Raw genomic sequence first — 19,320 nt, forward strand, 5'->3', positions numbered from 1 at the left:
GCCCGCGGCGCCACAGACTGATGCCCTGTGTTGGCCGCGCTGAAACGAGCGGGTAACAAGTGGTTCGTGGCCTGTACCCGGCTCAACCGACGGCGGTACCGAAAAGCGCGCCCAGAACGAAGGTAACCCCGGCAGCCGCTCCACCCAAGACAAGTTGCCGCAAACCGCCGAACCACCAGCTGCGTGCCGTCACACGGGCCACAGCCGCACCGCAGAGGAACAGTCCGATCAGGGCGACGACCGCCGCGGGCCACACCACGGTGGCACCCAGCAGATAGGGCAGCACCGGGAGCAGCGCGCCGATGCCGAAGGACAGGAAGGACGAGCCCGCCGCCAGCAGCGGCGACGGAAGGTCGGCCGGGTCGACGCCCAGCTCCTCGCGGGCGTGGATCTCCAGCGCCTGCTCCGGGTCCCGGGACATCTGACGGGCCACCTCGCGGGCGAGCTCCGGCTCCACGCCGCGCGCGATGTACAGCTCGGCGAGCTCCCGCTCCTCGTCCTTCGGATGACGGCGCAGCTCCCGGCGCTCTATGTCGAGCTCCGCCTCGACCAGCTCGCGCTGGGAGGCCACGGAGGTGTACTCGCCCGCCGCCATCGAGAACGCGCCGGCGGTCAGACCGGCCAGTCCGGTGATCACGACGGTGGACGGGGCGACGTTGCCGCCGGCGACGCCGGTCATGAGCGCGAGGTTGGAGACCAGGCCGTCCATCGCCCCGAACACCGCCGGCCGCAGCCAGCCTCCGCTCACGTCCCGGTGCGTGTGGTGCGAGACGTGATAGGGGGCGCCTTGCTCCAGTTCGCTGCGCTCCACCGCTGCCGACATGGTCCGCGTACTCCTTCCCGCGGGTGGCGACCGCCCGCGTCCTCCCCTGGGAACGCCTCGACCGTACGCCCGGATTCCCTGCGTTTCCAGCAAGGAAAGCCTCCCCTACCTGCGGAAACGAGTGCGGCGCCGCCCGGGGTCATACCCCTGGCGGCGCCGCGGCCCGGCGTCGGAATGTGCCGGAATCAGCCCTTCTTGGCGGACTCGGCCCCGGCCGTGGCCCCGGCCTGCTCTTCCGCCGCTTCCGCCTCTTCGTCCCCGGCGGCCTTCTCGGCCTCGCCGGCCTTGTCGGCCTCGCCGGCCTTGTCGGACTCGCCGGCCGCTTCGTCCTTCTCCGCGGACTTCGTCAGGTCCGTCGTGCCGGCGTCGCCCTCCGCCGCGTCGACGGGCGCCGGCTCGACGTTCTCCTCGCGGCCCGGACGCAGCCGGGCTGAGACGATCATGTACGCGACCGCCCCGGCGAAGACGATGATCGACGTCCAGTCGTTGAGCCGCAGGCCCAGGATGTGGTGGGCGTCGTCGACGCGCAGGTACTCGATCCAGAAGCGGCCGACGGTGTACGTCGCGACGTACAGCGCGAAGGCGCGGCCGTGGCCGAGCTTGAAGCGGCGGTCGGCCCAGATCACCAGCAGGGCCACGCCGACGCACCACAGGGACTCGTACAGGAACGTCGGGTGGTACGTGGCGGCGTTCAGGGTGTCCGCCGGCCGGTGGGCGGCGTCGATCTTCAGCGCCCAGGGCAGATCGGTCGGCCGGCCGTAGAGCTCCTGGTTGAACCAGTTGCCCCAGCGGCCGATCGCCTGGGCGAAGGCGATGCCCGGGGCGACGGCGTCGGCGTACGCGGGCAGCGAGATGCCCCGCCGCCGGCATCCGATCCACGCACCCAGGGCACCGAGGGCGATCGCGCCCCAGATACCGAGGCCGCCCTCCCAGATCTTGAACGCGTTCACCCAGTGCTTGCCCTCACCGAAGTAGAGCTCGTAACTGGTGATCACGTGGTAGAGACGGCCACCGACCAGACCGAACGGAACCGCCCACACGGCGATGTCCGCGATCGTGGTCTTCTGTCCGCCGCGGGCGGCCCATCGCCTGCCTCCGAGCCAGACGGCTACGAAGACACCGATGATGATGCAGAAGGCATAGCCGCGCAGCGGTACGGGTCCGAGGTGGATCACACCGCGCGACGGGCTGGGGATGAATGCGAGTTCCATGGCACTGCCGACGCTACCGTGCCGGGCGGGTACGGCGGGCACCCGCCCGGCAACGGCTGGATAACGGGCCGCTCCCCCGCGGGTGCCTCAGCCGCTCGTCGTGGGGGTCACCGGCGGGCTCGCGGGCGCGCTCGCCGGGGCGGACGAGGCCGGAGCCGAGGAGGCCGGCGTGGAGGCGGCCGCCGAGCCGCTCGCCGGGGCGCTGGGCGGGGTCACGCTCGGCGTGACGGTGCCCGCCTTCTTGCCCTTGTTGGCGTCGGTGACCATCTGCTGCAGCTTCTGCGGGGTCAGCGGCGCGGCCTGGGCGCCGTAGATGTTCTTCCCGTTGAGCAGCACGGTCGGGGTGGAGTTGTAGCCGGACGAGTTGAAGGCGCTGTTGTTCTTGTTCACCCAGTCGTCGTACGTGCCCTTGTTCACACAGGCGGTGAACGCCGGGGTCGTCAGCCCCGGCACCTGGCCGGCGAGCTGCAGCAGGTAGGGCTTGCTCGCGAACTTGTCGTCCTGCTCCGGCGGCTGGTTGCGGTAGAGCACGTCGTGGTAGTCGCGGAACTTGTTCTGGTCCTGCGCGCAGGCCGCGGCGTTGGCCGCGTTGAGCGAGCCGGTGCCGCCCAGGTTGCCGTCGATGATCCGGACCAGGTGGTAGTCCACCTTCAGCTGGCCCTTGTCCTCCAGCGCGTGGATGGTGTCCCGGTAGCCCTGCTCGAAGGCGCCGCAGGCCGGGCAGCGGAAGTCCTCGTACACGGTCAGCGTGGACGGGGCGTCGCTCGCGCCGGTGGGGATCACGAGCTTGTTCTCGCCCGTCGCACCCGCCGGGGAGGTCGCGGCGGCCCCCTCGGAGTCGTCGCCGCCGTTGGCCACCAGGACCCCGATGACGGCACCGATCACCAGGACCCCGACGACGGAGCCGGCGACGATCGCCGTCCTCTTGCGCTTCTGGCGGCGTTGGTCCTGCACACGCTGCTCCTGCAGCCGCTCGCGGGCGCTGCGCTTTCCTTCACGGTTCTTCTCGCTCACACCCCGGGACAACGAACCGGGGGCGCACCTGCGCGCGCCCCCGGCCGTAATTCGCCCGTTCGGGCGATGCCACCGCTCAGCGGCGGACGCCCTTGGCCAGGTCCGCGGCCAGCTCGCGCACCGCCGTGAGGCCCTGCTCCAGGTCCGGCGCGTCCAGCAGCTTCTTCACGAAGGCCGAGCCGACGATCACCCCGTCCGCGAACCCGGCGACCTCGGCCGCCTGCTCCGCGTTGGAGACGCCGAGGCCGACGCAGACCGGCAGATCGGTCTGCGCGCGGGTGCGCCGCACCAGTTCGGCCGCCTCTGCGCCGACGCTCGCACGGGTACCGGTGACGCCCATCAGCGAGGCCGCGTAGACGAAGCCGGTGCCCGCCGCCGTGATCTTCGCCAGCCGCTCGTCCCGGCTGCTCGGCGCCACCACGAAGACGGTGGCCAGCCCGTGCTGCTCGGCGGCCTTGCGCCAGCCCTCGGACTCCTCCACCGGCAGGTCGGGCAGGATGCAGCCCGCACCGCCCGCCTCGGCGAGCTCCGCGGCGAAGCGCTCGGCGCCGTAGCGGTCGACCGGGTTCCAGTACGTCATGACCAGGACCGGCTTGCCCGTCGCCGCGTACGCCTCGCGCACCGTGCGCAGCACGTCCTTGATCCGCACACCGCCGCGCAGCGCGATGTCGTCGGCGGTCTGGATGACCGGTCCGTCCAGCACCGGGTCGCTGTGCGGCAGGCCGACCTCGACGATGTCGGCACCGCCGTCCAGGGCCGCCTTGACGGCCTCGATGCCGCCGTCGACGGTCGGGAAGCCCGCCGGGAGGTAGGCGACCAGGGCGGCCCGCCCCTCGGCCTTGGCGCCGGCCAGGGCCCGGTCCAGCAGTTCGATCTGCCCGCTCACTTCGCGGCCCCCTCGTTCTCGGCCCCGTCGTACAGCCCGAAGTAGCGGGCCGCGGTGTCCATGTCCTTGTCGCCGCGCCCGGAGAGGTTCACCAGGAGCAGTCCGTCCTCGCCGACCTCCTGGCCGAGCCGCAGCACCCCGGCGAGCGCGTGGGCGCTCTCGATGGCCGGGATGATGCCCTCGGTCTGCGACAGCAGGCGCAGCGCCTGCATCGCCTCGTCGTCGGTGACCGGGCGGTACTCCGCGCGCCCGGTCTCCTTCAGGTAGGCGTGCTCGGGGCCGATGCCGGGGTAGTCCAGGCCCGCCGAGATCGAGTAGGGCTCGGTGATCTGGCCCTCGTCGTCCTGGAGGACGTAGGAGCGCGAGCCGTGCAGGATGCCGGGCTCGCCCACGGTGAGCGTCGCGGCGTGCTCGCCGGAGTCCACGCCGTGGCCGGCCGCCTCCAGACCCACCAGGCGCACGGACTCGTCGGGGATGAAGGCGTGGAACAGGCCGATGGCGTTGGACCCGCCGCCCACGCACGCGGCGACCGCGTCGGGCAGCCGGCCGGTCCGCTCCAGGATCTGGCGACGCGCCTCCACGCCGATGACGCGGTGGAAGTCGCGCACCATGGCCGGGAAGGGGTGCGGGCCGGCGACGGTGCCGAACAGGTAGTGCGTGCGGTCCACGTTGGCGACCCAGTCGCGGAACGCCTCGTTGATCGCGTCCTTCAGCGTGCGGCTTCCGGACTTCACGGAGACGACCTCGGCGCCCAGCATGCGCATGCGGGCGACGTTCAGCGCCTGGCGCTCGGTGTCGATCTCACCCATGTAGACCACGCACTCCAGGCCGAACAGCGCGCACGCCGTCGCCGTGGCGACGCCGTGCTGGCCGGCGCCGGTCTCGGCGATCACCCGGGTCTTGCCCATGCGCCGGGTGAGCAGCGCCTGGCCCAGCACGTTGTTGATCTTGTGCGAACCGGTGTGGTTGAGGTCCTCGCGCTTGAGGAAGATCCGGGCGCCGCCGGCGTGCTCGGCGAACCGCGCCACCTCGGTGAGCGGACTCGGGCGGCCGGTGTAGTGCACCAGCAGGTCGTTCAGTTCCGCGGCGAAGGCCGGGTCGGCCTTGGCCTTGTCGTACTCGACGGCGACCTCGTCCACGGCGGCGACCAGCGCCTCCGGGATGAACTTGCCGCCGAACCGGCCGAAGTAGCCCTCGGCGCTGGGCACCCGGCCCTCGGGGTCGGGAATGAAGAAGTCAACGGACATGGCGTTCTCGGCTCCTTCGGGGGCGCGCTCGCGCCCCCAGAGTCTCAGGGCGTACCAATGGTCACGCTACGGCGCCCTCGGCGCCGTCGGCGTTCGCGGCCGCGCGCGTCACAGGCCTGGACGGGACCCCGTCCGGGCGCCGCGCGCGACGGCTAGCGCCATCGGCGACCGTTGATCTGCCCCGGCTCGCAGCCGATGTGGTACCGCACGCGGCGCCCGAGAATGCGCCGCGCGGGCGCGCGACAGCCACGGGGACGGCAGCCCCGGGCGAGTCGCGCGTAGGTGTGCATGGCGGGGGTCAGCCCCGTCCGTGGCGCAGCGCGGGGTGGGCCCCGGCGGCGACGAGGTCGGCGACCGCGGTCCGCGGGTCGCGGCCGGTGACCAGGGACTCGCCCACCAGCACGGCGTCGGCGCCGTCGTTGGCGTAGGCGATCAGGTCGTGCGGGCCGCGGACGCCGGACTCGGCGACCTTGACGATGTGGTCCGGGATCTCCGGCGCGACCCGGGCGAAGGTGCCCCGGTCGACCTCGAGCGTCTTCAGGTTGCGCGCGTTGACGCCGATGATCCGGGCGCCGGCGTCGACGGCGCGGGCGACCTCGTCCTCGTCGTGCACCTCGACCAGCGGGGTGAGCCCGATGGATTCGGCCCGCTCGATCAGGGAGACCAGCGCGTCCTGCTCCAGCGCGGCCACGATCAGCAGCGCGAGGTCGGCACCGTAGGCGCGCGCCTCCCAGAGCTGGTACGCGGTGACGATGAAGTCCTTGCGCAGCACGGGAATGTCGACCTTGGCCCGGACGGCCTCCAGGTCGGCCAGCGAGCCGCCGAAGCGGCGCTGCTCGGTCAGGACCGAGATGACGGCCGCGCCGCCCGCCTCGTAGTCCGCGGCGAGGCCGGCCGGGTCGGCGATGGCGGCGAGGGCGCCCTTGGAGGGGCTGGACCGCTTGACCTCGCAGATGACGGTGACGCCTTCGCCGCGCAGGGCGGCCACGCCGTCCTTCGCGTCACGCGCCTTCGCGGCACGCTGCTTGAGCTCGTCGAGCGAGACCCGGGCCTGCCGCTCGGCGAGGTCTTCGCGGACGCCGTCGATGATCTCGTCGAGCACACTCACGCGAGAGGACCCCTTCCGAAAGCGAAACGATCAAGCCAGTGAGATGTTCCACCAGCACTGCGATGGTAACCGCCGGGGGCCCCCGGACCCGCATCCGGCGGAACCAACAACCACCAGACGGACAGATCGGACGCCCTCCGGCAGGCGCCGTCAGGGGGCCAGTGCGGCCCCGAACGGCAGGTTCCGGACAACGGTGAAGACCACCACGACCGCCCCCACCGCCCACCAGTGCACCGGCCGCAGGCTCACCCCGAACGACCGCCCGCGCACGGCCCGGAAGAGCCAGACCACCATCGCGACGGCGAAGAGCAGGTACATCGCGACGGCGAGGGCGTTGAGGCCGAACGCGGCCCCGAAGTCGCCGTGCGCCACCGCGTAGGCGCTGCGCAGCCCGCCGCAGCCGGGGCAGTACAGGCCGGTGTAGTGCAGCAGAGGGCAGACGGGGTAGTGCCCGGGCTGGTTGGGGTCGACGGTCCCGACGTAGGCGAAGGCGGCGACGACGCCGCCCAGCAGGCCCAGCGGGGCGGCGAGGGCGCTCGCCTTCGGCGTGATGACGGTCTCGGTCACCCGCCGATTGTCCCGCGCCGGGCCGCCGGGGAACACCCGGGGTCGCCGCGGATACGGCGGAGCCGCCCGCGGCGCACTGCCGGGGCGGCTCCGGTGCCGTGGTGCGGCAGGTCAGCCGCGCGCGGCCTTCTGCGCCACCGGCTTGCCCAGACCGGCAGCGCGCATGCCGAGGCCGATGAGACCGCCCACCGCGGCCACGGCCAGGCCCGCGAACATGCCGATCGGCTCCGCCAGGACGACGAAAGCACCCGCGACACAGAAGCCGATGAAGGCGATGATCACGCCGGTCCAGGCGGCAGGGGTGTGTCCGTGGCTGTTGCCCGCCATGAGTGCTCCCAAGTCGTTCTACAGAAGGTTCGTTTGGTCGTTCGCCGCGCGATGGCACGCGTCGCGCCTCATTCTCCCCTGTTCCGCTCACGCTCCGCGCGCGGGGGGTGGCCCGGCGCGTCAGAGCGCGTCGGTGGGGTCCTCGCCGCGGTCCAGTGCCTTCCACATGTCCTCGGGGCGTTCCTCGCCGTCCGCGGCGCGAGCGGGACGGGCGGTCGCACGACGGGGCGTCCCGGCGGTGTCCCGCTCGTACCGGCTGGACATCCCGGGCCAGGACGCGGCGCGCAGGACGGCCGTCGCCCCGGCGAGCAGCAGCAGCGCACCGCCGGCCGCGGACACGGCCGGCCAGGCCGTGGTCGTGGTGCCGGTCGCCGTGGCCCGGGTCAGACCGCTGGCGGCGGCCGCCGCGGCGTCCAGGGAGGAGGCGTCCCCGACGGCGAGGAGCGCCGCGAGCAGGGCGCCCGCCCCGCACAGCGCGAGCAGTCCGCTGACGACCAGGCGGGCCGCGCCGCGCACGGCGAAGACCGCCACCAGGGCGGCCAGTCCCACCAGCGCCAGCGCGCCCGGCACCGCCGTCACCTGACCGCCGCTGACGTGCACCGCCACCCCGGCCCCGGCCGTCCCGGCGAAGCCGTGCTGCCAGGTCTTGCCCGCGGCCAGGAGTACGAGCGCGGCGCCGAGCACTCCGCCCGACAGGGCGACGGCCATGCTGCGACGGCCGCCCGCGCGGCGCGGCTCGCGGGTCACCGCCGTCCCTTCGGCGTCGGCGGTGGCACGGGGCTGGGGTACGGCGCTGGTCATCCGACCACTATCCCCCCTCGCCCCGCGGCCCGCGTACGCGGGGCTACGCCCCCGCGCTCATCCGGTTCGCCGTGGCGACGGCACGCAGCACGGCCGCCGCCTTGTTCCGGCACTCGGTGTCCTCGGAGACCGGGTCGGAGTCGGCGACGATGCCGGCGCCCGCCTGGATGTACGCCGTGCCGTCGCGCAGCAGAGCGGTGCGGATGGCGATGGCCGTGTCCGAGTCGCCGGCGAAGTCCAGGTAGCCCACGCAGCCGCCGTACAGCCCGCGCCGGGTCGGCTCCAGTTCGTCGATGATCTGCATCGCCCGGGGCTTCGGCGCCCCCGACAGCGTCCCGGCCGGGAAGCAGGCCGTCAGCACGTCGAACGCGGTGCGGCCGGCCCCCAGGGTGCCGGTGACCGTCGAGACGATGTGCATCACGTGGCTGTAGCGCTCGATCGACATGAAGTCGACGACCTCCACGCTGCCCGGCTCGCACACCCGGCCCAGGTCGTTGCGGCCCAGGTCCACCAGCATCAGGTGCTCCGCCCGCTCCTTGGGGTCGGCCAGCAACTCGTCGGCGAGCGCCTGGTCCTCGCGGGGCGTCGCACCGCGCGGCCGCGTGCCCGCGATCGGGTGCACCGTGGCGCGGCCGTCCTCCACCTTCACCAGCGCCTCGGGGCTCGACCCCACGACGTCGAAGCCCTCGAACCGGAACAGGTACATGTACGGGGACGGGTTGGTGGCCCGCAGCACCCGGTACACGTCCAGCGCGCTCGCCGGGCACGGCGTCTCGAACCGCTGCGACGGCACCACCTGGAACGCGTCGCCGGCCCTGATGTACTCCTTCGTCCGCTCCACGGCCCCGTGGTACGCGGCGCCCCCGAAGCGCGCCGTGATCTCCTCCGGCAGCCGCGACGGCGGCAGTTCCACCGGCGCGGAGTCCACCGGCCGGGCCAGGTCCGCGGTCATCGCGTCCAGCCGCGCCACCGCGTCCGCGTAGGCCTCGTCCACGCCGGTGTCCAGGTCGTTGTGGTTGATCGCGTTGGCGATCAGCAGCACCGAGCCGTCCCAGTGGTCGAGCACCGCGAGGTCCGAGGTCAGCAGCATCGTGAGCTCGGGCAGCCCCAGGTCGTCCCGCGCGTGGTCGCCGACCCGCTCCAGACGGCGCACGACGTCGTACCCCAGGTACCCGACCATCCCGCCGGTGAACGGCGGCAGCCCCGCGTCGTCGTGCAGGTCGCGGGGCGTGTGCAGCGCCTCCGTCGTGGCCCGCAACGCCTCCAGCGGATCGCCGTCCTGAGGCACCGCCACCGGCGGCGTCCCCAGCCAGTGCGCCTGCCCGTCCCGCTCCGTCAGCGTCGCCGCGCTCCGCACCCCGACGAACGAATACCGCGACCACGAGCGCCCGTTCTCCGCCGACTCCAGCAGGAACGTCCCCGGCCGCTCCCCCGCCAGCTTCCGGTACAACCCGACCGGCGTGTCCCCGTCGGCCAGCAGCCTCCTGCTGACCGGAATCACCCGGCGGTCCAGCGCCAGCTTGCGGAACGTCTCGAGATCGGGAGTGACGGTGCCCGTGGTCATGCCCCGCAGCCTAGTCCCCGCCACGCCGCGCTCCGCTTTCCCCCGGCGAGTGGGCCGGAGGCGAACCGGGCCTTCAGGAGAGAGGCAGCACGTCCGCGTCGAAGCATGTGCGGTCGCCGGTGTGGCAGGCCGCGCCGGTCTGGTCGACCTTCACGAGGATCGTGTCGCCGTCGCAGTCCAGGGCCACGGACTTGACGTGCTGGACGTGCCCGGACGTGTCGCCCTTGACCCAGTACTCCCGGCGGCTGCGGCTCCAGTAGGTGCAGCGGCCGGTGGTCAGGGTGCGGTGCAGCGCCTCGTCGTCCATCCATCCGAGCATGAGGACCTCGCCCGTGTCGTACTGCTGGGCGACGGCGGGCACGAGCCCGTCGGCCGTGCGCTTGAGACGGGCGGCGATGGCTGGGTCGAGCGGGGATTCCATGCCCTCCATTCTGCCGCGTCGGGGAGGGCGGTACTTCGACTCCCGCACACACGACGATCACCCGTATGGGGCATGCTTCGTCCATGAGTTTTCCTCCGCAGCCCCCTCCCGACGACCCGCGCTCCGGCCAGGGCGGCGGTTTCGGGCCGCCCCCCGGGGGTTTCGGTCCGCCGCAGTACCAGCCCCAGCCGTACCAGCCGCAGCCGTACCAGCCCCCGCAGGCGCCGTACCAGCAGCAGCCCCCGCAGGGTGGTTACGGCGGCTATCCGCCCCCGCAGCCTCCCCCGCGCAGCGGCGGCGGAGCGAAGATCGCGGCGATCGTCATCGGTGCGGTCGTACTGGTCGCGGTGATCGTCGGCGGACTCGCGGTGGCGCTGGGCGGTGGCGACGACAAGGACGCGGCGTCGTCCTCCAGCAGCCCGGCGACCTCGGCGCCGACGTCGTCGGAGCCCACGGACGACACGACCTCCTCGCCGTCGCCCGCGGAGACGTTCCGCAAGTACGTCGTGCTCGATGTCGGCCAGTGCTTCAACGACCCCGGTCTGGACAGCAGCGTCACCGAGGTCACCCCGGTCCCCTGCACCGGCCCGCACGACGCCGAGGTCATCGCGCACGAGAAGATCACCGGCACCTTCGCGACCGAGGCCGCGCTGAAGAAGAAGGTGCTCCAGCTCTGCGAGAAGGACGCCGGCAAGCGTCTGGACCACATCACGGACAACCGCACGTTCTACTACTACGCGCTCTACCCGAAGCTGGCCGGGTACCAGGTGCAGGGCAAGAACACGGTCTCCTGCTCCCTGACGCTCAGCAACAAGCCCGATGGCGAGAAGCTGGCGAAACCGCTCTCGTAGGTGCTGCCGGTGGGCGAGGAGCCGACGTAGGCTGACGGCATGTCGACTCATGCCCAGCGTGAACGTCTGCTCCTCGCCGACCTGCTGGAGAGCGCCGGCTCCGACGCGCCCACCCTCTGCAAGGGCTGGACCACCCGCGACCTCGCCGCCCACGTCGTCGTCCGCGAGCGGCGCAGCGACGCCTCGGCCGGCCTGGTCATCCCACAGCTCGCGGCCCGGTCGGAGCGGATCCGCAAGGAGTTCGTGGCGAAGCCGTACGAGGAACTCATCCAGCTCATCCGCACCGGGCCACCGCGGTTGTCGCCGTTCGCCCTCAAGCAGATCGACGAAGCCGCCAACACCGTCGAGTTCTACGTCCATTCCGAGGACGTGCGCCGCGCCCAGCACGACTGGGCGCCGCGCCAGCTGGACCCCGTCTTCTCCGATCTGCTCTGGTCCCGTCTGGAGCGTTCCGCCCGGCTGCTGGGCCGCAAGGCCCCGGTCGGCGTCGTGCTGCGCAGGCCGGACGGGCAGACCGCGGTGGCCCACCGCGGCACCCCGGTCGTGACGGTCACCGGAGAGCCGTCGGAACTGCTGCTGTTCGCCTTCGGGCGGCAGGAGGCGGCCCGGGTGGAGACCGAGGGCGACAAGGACGCCGTGGGCCGGCTGTACGAGGCGCGGCTCGGCATCTCGGGCTAGCCCGGGCTCCTGCGCGCGAGTTCGGCCCGGCGCAGCGCGGGCGCGGCGAGTCCGAAGACGGCTCCCGCGGCCGCGACCGCTGCGCTCGCGACGAACACCGGCCGGACGCCCCAGGCCCCGATGGCGGCTCCGGTGAGCGGGAAGCTCAGCGGAGCGACGCCGAGGGAGAACAGCGCGGCGACGGAGCTGACCCTGCCCAGGTAGGGGCCGTCGGTGACAGTCTGCAGCAGGGCGCCGCAGAGAGCCCCGCTCAGTCCCGCCACGAGGCCGACCACGGCCGCGACGGCGACCGCCGCGGGCAGTGCCGGCACGAAGGCGAGCACCGCGACCGCCACTGCCCCGAGGCCGAGGCAGCACGACTGGGCCAGTCCGGCGCGCGGCAGCCGACCGCGTACGGTCAGCAGCAGCGAGGCGGCCCCCGCGCCGGCCCCGAATCCGCTGACGATCCAGCCGAGCCCCGCGGCGCCCCAGCCGCGGTCGGCGACGAGCAGGGTGAGCCCGATGTTGAGGGGGCCGGCGAAGCCGAGCTCCCCCACCGCGATGACGATCATGAGGGCGGCGAGCACGCGGCGGCGGCGTATGTAGCGCAGGCCCTCGGCCAGGTCCTTCCAGGGCGTGGAGGCGTGCTCTGCCGAGCGGTCGTCGGGCGGCAGCGGTGCCAGGCGGACGGCGGCCAGCAGCACGAGCGAGACGGCGAACAGGGTTCCCGCGACGGCGAAGGCGACGGACGGCCCGCCCGTCGCGACGGCGGTGCCGCCCAGCGAGGCGCCGGCGACGTTGCCGACGCGCATCGCGATGCCTTTCATCCCGTGGAGCCGGCCGAGCTGGTCGGCGCCGGTGATGCGGGGCGGGAGCGCGCCGACGGCCGGGAGGAACACGGCGTCCACGGCGCCGAAGAGCAGCGCGATCACGGCGAGCGCCCACAGTCCCGGCGAGGTGAGGGCGAGCAGCGCGGCCGCCGCGAACATCACCACACAGCGCGTCAGGTCGCTGCCGATGACGATGCGGCGCGGGCCGAAGCGGTCGGCGAGCACTCCCCCGCCGAGCATCAGCACGGCGCGCGGCACCGCGCCGGCCGCGAGCACCAGTCCGGCCCGCCCGGGGTCGCCGGCGCGCGTCGCGGCCCAGGACAGGGCGAGGAACCACACGGCGTCGCCCACCAGCGAGGCCGTGAACGCGGTCAGCCAGCGCAGGACGTTGCCGTCCCGGTGGGCGGGGACGGCGGGCAGGATGAGGGGCGGTGCGGAGATTCCGGGGGCCGCCATGCGGTCGCCTCCTTCTTCGGAGTCTTCTTCGGAGTCTTCTTCGGTGCCTGCTGCTCTCACGGCCGGTAGGGGAATCCGTACAGGTGCACCGCGACGTTCTCGCGGCCCTCGGTGTCGCCGGCGTCCTCGGCGGCGCGTCCGCGGTCGACCCAGCGCATCATCAGCTCGCCCAACTCCGCACTGAGTTGGCGGGTCTCCTCGGCGGTGAGGCGGGGCATGTACTCGGAGCTGAAGGTGACGTCCGACCACTCCCTGCCCCACGCGTGCTGCTGGTCGAGGTAGGCGGCATAGCGCTCGTACCGGGTGGCAAGCAGCTGGCGGGTGACCTCGCTCATCACGGCCGCCCCCTCGGGGCGGTCGGCGAAGTCCGAGCTGCGGAAGGTGAATCCGCGGTCCGAGGTGACCTTCCACCAGCGTTCGCGGGCGTCGCTGCTCTGGCCGGTGGCCTCGCCGATGAAGCCGTGCGCGGCGAGTTTGCGCAGGTGGTAGCTGACCAGCGAGACCGCCTCGTCGACCTGGTCCGCCAGTTGGGAGGCGGTGGCGGTGCGGGCGACGAACAGCGCCCGGTAGAGCTTGATCCTCAGCGGGTGGGTGAAGACCTTCAGCGCGTCGAGGTCGGTGATCCTGCGCGGGTCGTCCGCGGTGCCGCCGGGGGGCGTGTCCTCTGCCATACCCGGAAGACTAGATACGAAAGAAAAGTTGCGCAAGATAATTTGCGCAACTGATCGTGTGCATCTCGGACCAGGGCAGGCGGAATCTCAGCGGCGGCGGTGGCGCCGCCGCGGCGCAATGGGGGCGTGCGTCAGCGCACCGGGTGGCCGGCCTGACGCAGCGTCTGCTTGACCTCGCCGATGCGCAGGTCGCCGAAGTGGAACACGGAGGCGGCCAGGACGGCGTCCGCGCCGGCGGCGACGGCCGGGGCGAAGTGGGCGAGGCCGCCAGCGCCGCCGGAGGCGATGACGGGGACGGTGACGAGCCTGCGGACGGCGGCGATCATCTCCGTGTCGTAGCCGTCCTTGGTGCCGTCGGCGTCCATGGAGTTCAGCAGGATCTCGCCCGCGCCGAGTTCCGCCGCGCGGTGCGCCCATTCCACCGCGTCGATGCCGGTGCCCCGGCGGCCGCCGTGCGTGGTGACCTCGAAGCCGGACGGGGTGCCTGCGTCCGTGCGGCGGGCGTCCACCGACAGGACGAGGACCTGCCGGCCGAAGCGTTCGGCGATCTCGCGGATCAGCTCGGGCCGGGCGATGGCGGCGGTGTTGACGCCCACTTTGTCGGCGCCGGCGCGCAGCAGCTTGTCGACGTCCTCGGCGGACCGTACGCCGCCGCCCACGGTGAGCGGGATGAAGACCTGCTCGGCGGTGCGCCGCACCACGTCGTAGGTGGTCTCCCGGTTGCCGGAGGAGGCGGTGATGTCGAGGAAGGTCAGCTCGTCGGCGCCCTCGGCGTCGTACAGCTTGGCCATCTCGACGGGGTCCCCGGCGTCCCGGAGATCACGGAAGTTGACGCCCTTGACGACCCGGCCGTTGTCCACGTCCAGGCAGGGGATGACTCGGACCGCCAGGGTCATTGCGCTCGGGCTCCTCGGACTGCTCGGAATGCTTCGAGTTCCACTTCGACCAGGACCCGCGGGTCCATGAACCCCGAGACCACGACGAACGTCGCGGCCGGGCGGGCGCGGTCGAAGAACTCCTTGTGCGCCCTGCCGACCTCCTCCACGTCATGGGTGTGGGTGAGGTACATCCGGGTGCGGACGACGGAGTCGGCGTCCAGGCCGAACGCCTCCAGCGCGGCGAGGGCCTTGGTGAACGCGAACTTCGCCTGCTCGTACGGATCCCCCTCGCCGTACAGCACGGTGCCCTCGAACGGCATCGTGCCCGCGACGTGGACACGGTCCCCCGCCGCCACGGCACGTGCGAAACCGAACTGCTCCTCCCAGGGGCTGTCGCTGTGCACTCGCCGTACGTCGGGGGTCTCCGTCATCGGGACACAGCCTCCAGGGCCTCTTCCAGGGTGAACGCCTCGGCGTAGAGCGCCTTTCCGACAATGGCGCCCTCAACCCCCTGGGGCACCAGCGAGGCGATGGCCCGCAGGTCGTCCAGGGAGGAGACGCCGCCGGAGGCGACGACCGGCCGGTCGGTGGCCGCGCACACGTTCTTCAGCAGCTCCAGATTGGGGCCCTGCAGGGTGCCGTCCTTGTTGATGTCGGTGACGACGTACCGGGCGCAGCCCTCGGAGTCGAGGCGGGCCAGCGTCTCGTAGAGGTCGCCGCCGTCGCGGGTCCAGCCGCGGCCGCGCAGGGTGGTGCCGCGCACGTCGAGGCCGACCGCGATCTTGTCGCCGTGCTCGGCGATGACCTTGGCGACCCACTCCGGGGCCTCGAGCGCGGCGGTGCCGAGGTTGACCCGGGTGCAGCCGGTGGCGAGCGCCGCGGCCAGGGTCTCGTCGTCACGGATGCCGCCGGAGAGCTCGACCTTGATGTCCATGGAGCGCGCGACCTCGGCGATCCGCGCACGGTTGTCGCCGGTGCCGAAGGCGGCGTCCAGGTCGACCAGGTGCAGCCACTCGGCGCCGGCCCGCTGCCAGGCGAGGGCTGCGGCCATCGGATCGCCGTAGGACGTCTCCGAGCCCGACTCGCCGTGGACGAGGCGGACTGCCTGGCCGTCGCGGACGTCGACGGCGGGGAGGAGTTCGAGGCGGTGCGTCGTGCTCATGACGGCGTGGGGTCCTAGTCCTTGAAGGTGTCGAGCCAGTTGGCCAGCAGCTGGGCGCCGGCGTCGCCGGACTTCTCGGGGTGGAACTGGGTGGCCCACAGCGGGCCGTTCTCCACCGCGGCGACGAAGGGCTCGCCGTGCGTCGCCCAGGTGACCTTGGGGGGCCGGATGCCGGGGTTGCCGGTCTCCAGCTCCCAGGAGCGCACCGCGTAGGAGTGCACGAAGTAGTAGCGCGCGTCGGCGTCGAGTCCCGCGAACAGCCGTGAGTCCTCGGGCGCCTTGACGGTGTTCCAGCCCATGTGCGGCACGATCGGCGCGCGCAGCGGCTCGACCGTACCGGGCCACTCGTCGCAGCCCTCGGTGGTCACGCCGTGCTCGACGCCCTGCGCGAACAGGATCTGCATGCCGACGCAGATGCCCATCACCGGACGGCCGCCGGCGAGCCGGCGGCCGATGGCCCATTCCCCGCGCACCGACTTCAGCCCGGCCATGCACGCGGCGAACGCCCCGACGCCGGGCACGAGCAGCCCGTCGGCGTTCAGGGCCTTGTCGAAGTCGGCGGTGATCTCGACGTCCGCGCCCACCCGCGCCAGCGCGCGCTCGGCGGAACGGACGTTGCCGAAGCCGTAGTCGAGGACCACGACCTTCCTGGCGGCCTTGCTCATGTGCGCGAACCCCCTACAGCCGCAGCAGGCCGGTCACCAGGGACATGGCCGAGCCGATGCCGAGCAGCACGATGACGCCCTTGGGCATCTTCTGCTTCCAGAACGAGTAGACACCGCCGGCCAGGAAGAGGCCCAGCAGGATGAACAGGATGGCCGGCTTGGTCACAGCGCGCCCTTCGTCGACGGGAGGATGCCCGCCGCGCGCGGGTCGCGCTCGGAGGCGTAGCGCAGGGCCCGGGCCAGCGCCTTGAACTGGCACTCCACGATGTGATGGGCGTTGCGCCCGTACGGCACGTGGACGTGCAGCGCGATCTGCGCCTGGGCGACGAACGACTCCAGGATGTGCCGGGTCATCGTCGTGTCGTAGGAGCCGATCATCGGCGCCATGTTCTCCGGCTCGGTGTGCACCAGGTACGGGCGGCCGGAGAGGTCCACGGTGACCTGGGCGAGGGACTCGTCCAGCGGCACCGTGCAGTTGCCGAAGCGGTAGATGCCCACCTTGTCGCCGAGCGCCTGCTTGAAGGCGGCACCGAGCGCGAGGGCGGTGTCCTCGATGGTGTGGTGGGTGTCGATGTGCAGGTCGCCCTCGGTCTTGACCGTGAGGTCGAAGAGGCCGTGGCGGCCCAGCTGGTCGAGCATGTGGTCGTAGAAGCCGACTCCGGTGGAGATCTCGGTCCTGCCGGTGCCGTCGAGGTCGAGTTCGACGACGACGGACGTCTCCTTGGTCGTGCGCTCCACGCGGCCGACGCGTGTCATGGGTTACCGCTCCTTCTTCAGCTCGCGTACCGCTTCGAGGAACGCGTCGTTCTCGGCCGGGGTGCCCGCGGTCACCCGCAGCCAGCCCGGTACGCCGTTGTCGCGGACGAGGACGCCGCGGTCGAGGATCGCCTGCCAGGCCAGGTGACTGTCCTCGAAGCGGCCGAACTGCACGAAGTTGGCGTCCGAGTCGGTGACCTCGTACCCGATCGCGCGCAGTTCCGCGACCAGGCGGTCCCGCTCGGCCTTCAGCTGTTCGACGTACCCGAGCAGCGTATCGGTGTGCTCCAGGGCGGCGAGCGCGGTGGCCTGGGTGACGGCCGACAGGTGGTACGGCAGGCGCACCAGCTGCACGGCGTCCACGACCGCCGGGTGCGCGGCGAGGTAGCCCAGCCGCAGGCCGGCGGCCCCGAAGGCCTTGGACATGGTGCGGCTGATCACCATGTGGGGGCGGCCCTCGATGAGCGGCAGCAGCGAGGGCGAGTGGCTGAACTCGCCGTACGCCTCGTCGACCACGACCAGCGAGGGCCGCGCGGCCTGCGCGGCCTCGTAGAGGGCCAGGACGGTGTCGGCCGCGACCGCGGTGCCGGTGGGGTTGTTCGGCGAGGTGATGAAGACCACGTGCGGTCGCTGCTCGGCGATGGACCGCCCGGCGGCGGCCACGTCGATGGTGAAGTCGTCCCTGCGGGGGCCGGGGAGCCAGGCGGTGCCGGTGCCGCGCGAGATCAGGCCGTGCATCGAGTACGAGGGCTCGAAGCCGATCGCGGTGCGGCCGGGGCCGCCGAAGGTCTGCAGCAGCTGCTGGATGACCTCGTTGGAACCGTTGGCCGCCCATACGTTGGCCAGGCCCACCGGGTGCCCGGCGGTGCGGGTCAGGTAGGCCGCCAGCCCGGTGCGGAGCTCCACCGCGTCCCGGTCGGGGTAGCGGTTGAGGTCGCGGGCGGCCTCGCGGACCCGCTCGGCGATCCGCTCGACCAGCGCCTCGGGCAGCGGGTACGGGTTCTCATTGGTGTTCAGGCGTACGGGGACGTCGAGTTGGGGCGCCCCGTACGGGGACTTGCCGCGCAGCTCGTCCCGGATGGGCAGGTCGTCGATGCCGGTCACGAACCCGGTACCGTCCAATCGAATCGTGCCCGCACCGCCGCGCCGTGCGCCGGCAGGTCCTCGGCGTCGGCCAGGGTCACCACGTGGCCGGCGACCTCCGCCAGCGCCTCGCGGGTGTAGTCGACGACGTGGACACCGCGCAGGAAGGACTGCACCGACAGGCCCGAGGAGTGGCAGGCGCAGCCGCCGGTGGGCAGGACGTGGTTGGACCCGGCCGCGTAGTCGCCCAGCGAGACGGGCGCGTAGGCGCCGACGAAGATCGCGCCCGCGTTGCGCACCCGGGCGGCGACGGCGCTCGCGTTCTCGGTCTGGATCTCCAGGTGCTCGGCCGCGTAGGCGTCCACGACCCGCAGGCCCTGCTCGATCCCGTCGACCAGCACGATGCCGGACTGGCGGCCGGACAGGGCCGGGGCGATCCGGTCCTCGACGTGCTTGGTGGCCGCCACCTGCGTCTGGAGCTCCTTCTCCACCGCCTCGGCGAGGTCGACGGAGTCGGTGACCAGGACGGCCGCGGCCAGCGGGTCGTGCTCGGCCTGGCTGATCAGGTCGGCGGCGACGTGCACCGGGTCGGCGGTGCCGTCGGCGAGGATCGCGATCTCGGTGGGGCCGGCCTCGGCGTCGATGCCGATGCGGCCCTTGAGCAGCCGCTTGGCGGCGGCGACCCAGATGTTGCCGGGGCCGGTGACCATGTTCACCGGACGGCACTCCTCGGTGCCGTACGCGAACATCGCGACGGCCTGGGCGCCGCCCGCGGCGTACACCTCGTCCACGCCGAGCAGCGCGCACGCGGCGAGGATCGTCGGGTGCGGCAGACCGCCGAAGTCCTTCTGCGGCGGCGAGGCGACGGCCATCGAGCCGACCTCGGCCTCCTGGGCGGGCACCACGTTCATCACCACGGACGACGGGTAGACCGAGCGACCGCCGGGCACGTACAGGCCCACGCGCTCCACCGGCACCCAGCGCTCGGTGACCGTGCCGCCCGGCACGACCTGCGTGGTGTGGTCGGTGCGGCGCTGCTCCCTGTGCACGAGCCGGGCACGGCGGATCGACTCCTCCAGCGCGGCCCGCACCTTCGGGTCGAGCTCCGCCAGGGCCCGGGTCAGCGCCTCCGCGGGGACACGCACCCGGTCGATGGTGACGCCGTCGAACTTCTCCGCGTAGTCGATCAGTGCCGCCGTGCCACGATGCTTCACGTCGTCGCAGATCGGGCGCACCTTTTCCAGGGCGGCCTCGACGTCGAGCTCGGCACGGGGCAGCAGATCGCGGTCGATGCCGTCCTCGGGGAAGGCGTCACCGCGCAGATCGATTCGGGAGATCACCC

Annotated in this window: 24 protein-coding genes; 2 read left to right on the forward strand and 22 right to left on the reverse strand. The window is 72.6% G+C overall.

The window, feature by feature from the left end:
* Nucleotides 1-82: 82 nt before the first annotated feature.
* From ACFYXS_RS23460 to hisI, 12 genes are all read right to left on the reverse strand, one after another.
* Nucleotides 83-823, reverse strand: coding sequence for a VIT1/CCC1 transporter family protein (locus ACFYXS_RS23460; protein WP_389251225.1), 741 nt, complete (start codon nucleotides 821-823; stop codon nucleotides 83-85).
* A 185-nt stretch (nucleotides 824-1,008) separates the two neighbouring features.
* Nucleotides 1,009-2,034, reverse strand: a complete 1,026-nt coding sequence (gene lgt / locus ACFYXS_RS23465; RefSeq protein ID WP_389251227.1) for a prolipoprotein diacylglyceryl transferase — start codon at nucleotides 2,032-2,034, stop codon at nucleotides 1,009-1,011.
* 87 nt (nucleotides 2,035-2,121) lie between these two features.
* Complete coding sequence (locus ACFYXS_RS23470; RefSeq protein ID WP_389251229.1) at nucleotides 2,122-3,048, reverse strand: DsbA family protein; 927 nt, start codon at nucleotides 3,046-3,048, stop codon at nucleotides 2,122-2,124.
* Between the two features lie 76 nt (nucleotides 3,049-3,124).
* The gene (gene trpA, locus ACFYXS_RS23475; RefSeq protein WP_389251231.1) at nucleotides 3,125-3,934 is read right to left on the reverse strand and encodes a tryptophan synthase subunit alpha; all 810 of its coding nucleotides are present in this window, start codon (nucleotides 3,932-3,934) and stop codon (nucleotides 3,125-3,127) included.
* Nucleotides 3,931-5,181: a tryptophan synthase subunit beta gene (gene trpB, locus ACFYXS_RS23480; RefSeq protein WP_389251233.1), complete on the reverse strand. Its 1,251-nt coding sequence runs from the start codon at nucleotides 5,179-5,181 to the stop codon at nucleotides 3,931-3,933. The genes trpA and trpB overlap by 4 nt, the downstream gene beginning before the upstream one ends.
* 152 nt (nucleotides 5,182-5,333) lie before the next feature.
* On the reverse strand, nucleotides 5,334-5,471 hold the full coding sequence (gene trpM, locus ACFYXS_RS23485) for a tryptophan biosynthesis modulator TrpM (RefSeq protein ID WP_389251235.1): 138 nt from the start codon (nucleotides 5,469-5,471) through the stop codon (nucleotides 5,334-5,336).
* Nucleotides 5,472-5,479: 8 nt separating this feature from the next.
* Nucleotides 5,480-6,289, reverse strand: coding sequence for an indole-3-glycerol phosphate synthase TrpC (gene trpC, locus ACFYXS_RS23490; protein WP_319661104.1), 810 nt, complete (start codon nucleotides 6,287-6,289; stop codon nucleotides 5,480-5,482).
* A gap of 150 nt (nucleotides 6,290-6,439) precedes the next feature.
* A complete protein-coding gene (locus ACFYXS_RS23495; RefSeq protein WP_389251238.1) occupies nucleotides 6,440-6,892 on the reverse strand; it encodes a DUF2752 domain-containing protein in 453 nt (150 codons plus the stop codon).
* 75 nt (nucleotides 6,893-6,967) lie between these two features.
* Nucleotides 6,968-7,183: an HGxxPAAW family protein gene (locus ACFYXS_RS23500; RefSeq protein WP_389251240.1), complete on the reverse strand. Its 216-nt coding sequence runs from the start codon at nucleotides 7,181-7,183 to the stop codon at nucleotides 6,968-6,970.
* 120 nt (nucleotides 7,184-7,303) lie between these two features.
* The gene (locus ACFYXS_RS23505; protein ID WP_389251242.1) at nucleotides 7,304-7,984 is read right to left on the reverse strand and encodes a TIGR02234 family membrane protein; all 681 of its coding nucleotides are present in this window, start codon (nucleotides 7,982-7,984) and stop codon (nucleotides 7,304-7,306) included.
* A 43-nt stretch (nucleotides 7,985-8,027) separates the two neighbouring features.
* Nucleotides 8,028-9,548, reverse strand: a complete 1,521-nt coding sequence (locus tag ACFYXS_RS23510; RefSeq protein ID WP_389251244.1) for an anthranilate synthase component I — start codon at nucleotides 9,546-9,548, stop codon at nucleotides 8,028-8,030.
* A 73-nt stretch (nucleotides 9,549-9,621) separates the two neighbouring features.
* Nucleotides 9,622-9,969 (reverse strand): phosphoribosyl-AMP cyclohydrolase, encoded by a 348-nt coding sequence (hisI, locus tag ACFYXS_RS23515; protein ID WP_389251246.1) that lies wholly within the window; start codon nucleotides 9,967-9,969, stop codon nucleotides 9,622-9,624.
* A gap of 83 nt (nucleotides 9,970-10,052) precedes the next feature.
* On the opposite strand from hisI, the gene ACFYXS_RS23520 reads away from it, so the two are divergent.
* The gene (locus ACFYXS_RS23520) at nucleotides 10,053-10,820 is read left to right on the forward strand and encodes a hypothetical protein (RefSeq protein WP_389251248.1); all 768 of its coding nucleotides are present in this window, start codon (nucleotides 10,053-10,055) and stop codon (nucleotides 10,818-10,820) included.
* Nucleotides 10,821-10,859: 39 nt separating this feature from the next.
* Nucleotides 10,860-11,498, forward strand: coding sequence for a TIGR03085 family metal-binding protein (locus ACFYXS_RS23525; RefSeq protein ID WP_389251250.1), 639 nt, complete (start codon nucleotides 10,860-10,862; stop codon nucleotides 11,496-11,498).
* Here ACFYXS_RS23525 and ACFYXS_RS23530 read toward each other — a convergent pair.
* The 10 genes from ACFYXS_RS23530 to hisD all read right to left on the reverse strand — a co-directional run bounded on the left by ACFYXS_RS23530 (nucleotide 11,495) and on the right by hisD (nucleotide 19,318).
* The gene (locus ACFYXS_RS23530; RefSeq protein WP_389251252.1) at nucleotides 11,495-12,763 is read right to left on the reverse strand and encodes an MFS transporter; all 1,269 of its coding nucleotides are present in this window, start codon (nucleotides 12,761-12,763) and stop codon (nucleotides 11,495-11,497) included. The genes ACFYXS_RS23525 and ACFYXS_RS23530 overlap by 4 nt on opposite strands.
* A 56-nt stretch (nucleotides 12,764-12,819) precedes the next feature.
* Nucleotides 12,820-13,434, reverse strand: coding sequence for a winged helix-turn-helix domain-containing protein (locus tag ACFYXS_RS23535; RefSeq protein WP_389251254.1), 615 nt, complete (start codon nucleotides 13,432-13,434; stop codon nucleotides 12,820-12,822).
* 131 nt (nucleotides 13,435-13,565) lie between these two features.
* A complete protein-coding gene (gene hisF / locus ACFYXS_RS23540) occupies nucleotides 13,566-14,330 on the reverse strand; it encodes an imidazole glycerol phosphate synthase subunit HisF (RefSeq protein ID WP_389251256.1) in 765 nt (254 codons plus the stop codon).
* On the reverse strand, nucleotides 14,327-14,743 hold the full coding sequence (locus tag ACFYXS_RS23545; RefSeq protein ID WP_389251259.1) for a RidA family protein: 417 nt from the start codon (nucleotides 14,741-14,743) through the stop codon (nucleotides 14,327-14,329). Before ACFYXS_RS23545 ends, hisF begins: the two co-directional genes overlap by 4 nt.
* Nucleotides 14,740-15,474 (reverse strand): bifunctional 1-(5-phosphoribosyl)-5-((5-phosphoribosylamino)methylideneamino)imidazole-4-carboxamide isomerase/phosphoribosylanthranilate isomerase PriA, encoded by a 735-nt coding sequence (gene priA / locus ACFYXS_RS23550; protein ID WP_389251261.1) that lies wholly within the window; start codon nucleotides 15,472-15,474, stop codon nucleotides 14,740-14,742. Before priA ends, ACFYXS_RS23545 begins: the two co-directional genes overlap by 4 nt.
* A 14-nt stretch (nucleotides 15,475-15,488) precedes the next feature.
* Entirely contained in the window at nucleotides 15,489-16,139 is a 651-nt protein-coding gene (gene hisH / locus ACFYXS_RS23555; RefSeq protein WP_389251264.1) for an imidazole glycerol phosphate synthase subunit HisH, read from the reverse strand.
* A gap of 13 nt (nucleotides 16,140-16,152) precedes the next feature.
* Nucleotides 16,153-16,305: a hypothetical protein gene (locus ACFYXS_RS23560; RefSeq protein WP_389251267.1), complete on the reverse strand. Its 153-nt coding sequence runs from the start codon at nucleotides 16,303-16,305 to the stop codon at nucleotides 16,153-16,155.
* The gene (gene hisB, locus ACFYXS_RS23565; protein ID WP_319661088.1) at nucleotides 16,302-16,895 is read right to left on the reverse strand and encodes an imidazoleglycerol-phosphate dehydratase HisB; all 594 of its coding nucleotides are present in this window, start codon (nucleotides 16,893-16,895) and stop codon (nucleotides 16,302-16,304) included. The genes ACFYXS_RS23560 and hisB overlap by 4 nt, the downstream gene beginning before the upstream one ends.
* Nucleotides 16,896-16,898: 3 nt before the next feature.
* Nucleotides 16,899-17,999, reverse strand: a complete 1,101-nt coding sequence (locus ACFYXS_RS23570; RefSeq protein ID WP_389251269.1) for a histidinol-phosphate transaminase — start codon at nucleotides 17,997-17,999, stop codon at nucleotides 16,899-16,901.
* Complete coding sequence (hisD, locus tag ACFYXS_RS23575; protein ID WP_389251271.1) at nucleotides 17,996-19,318, reverse strand: histidinol dehydrogenase; 1,323 nt, start codon at nucleotides 19,316-19,318, stop codon at nucleotides 17,996-17,998. Before hisD ends, ACFYXS_RS23570 begins: the two co-directional genes overlap by 4 nt.
* Nucleotides 19,319-19,320: the final 2 nt, after the last annotated feature.

The sequence above is a fragment of the Streptomyces sp. NPDC002574 genome (assembly GCF_042889545.1).
Taxonomy (GTDB): Bacteria; Actinomycetota; Actinomycetes; order Streptomycetales; family Streptomycetaceae; genus Actinacidiphila.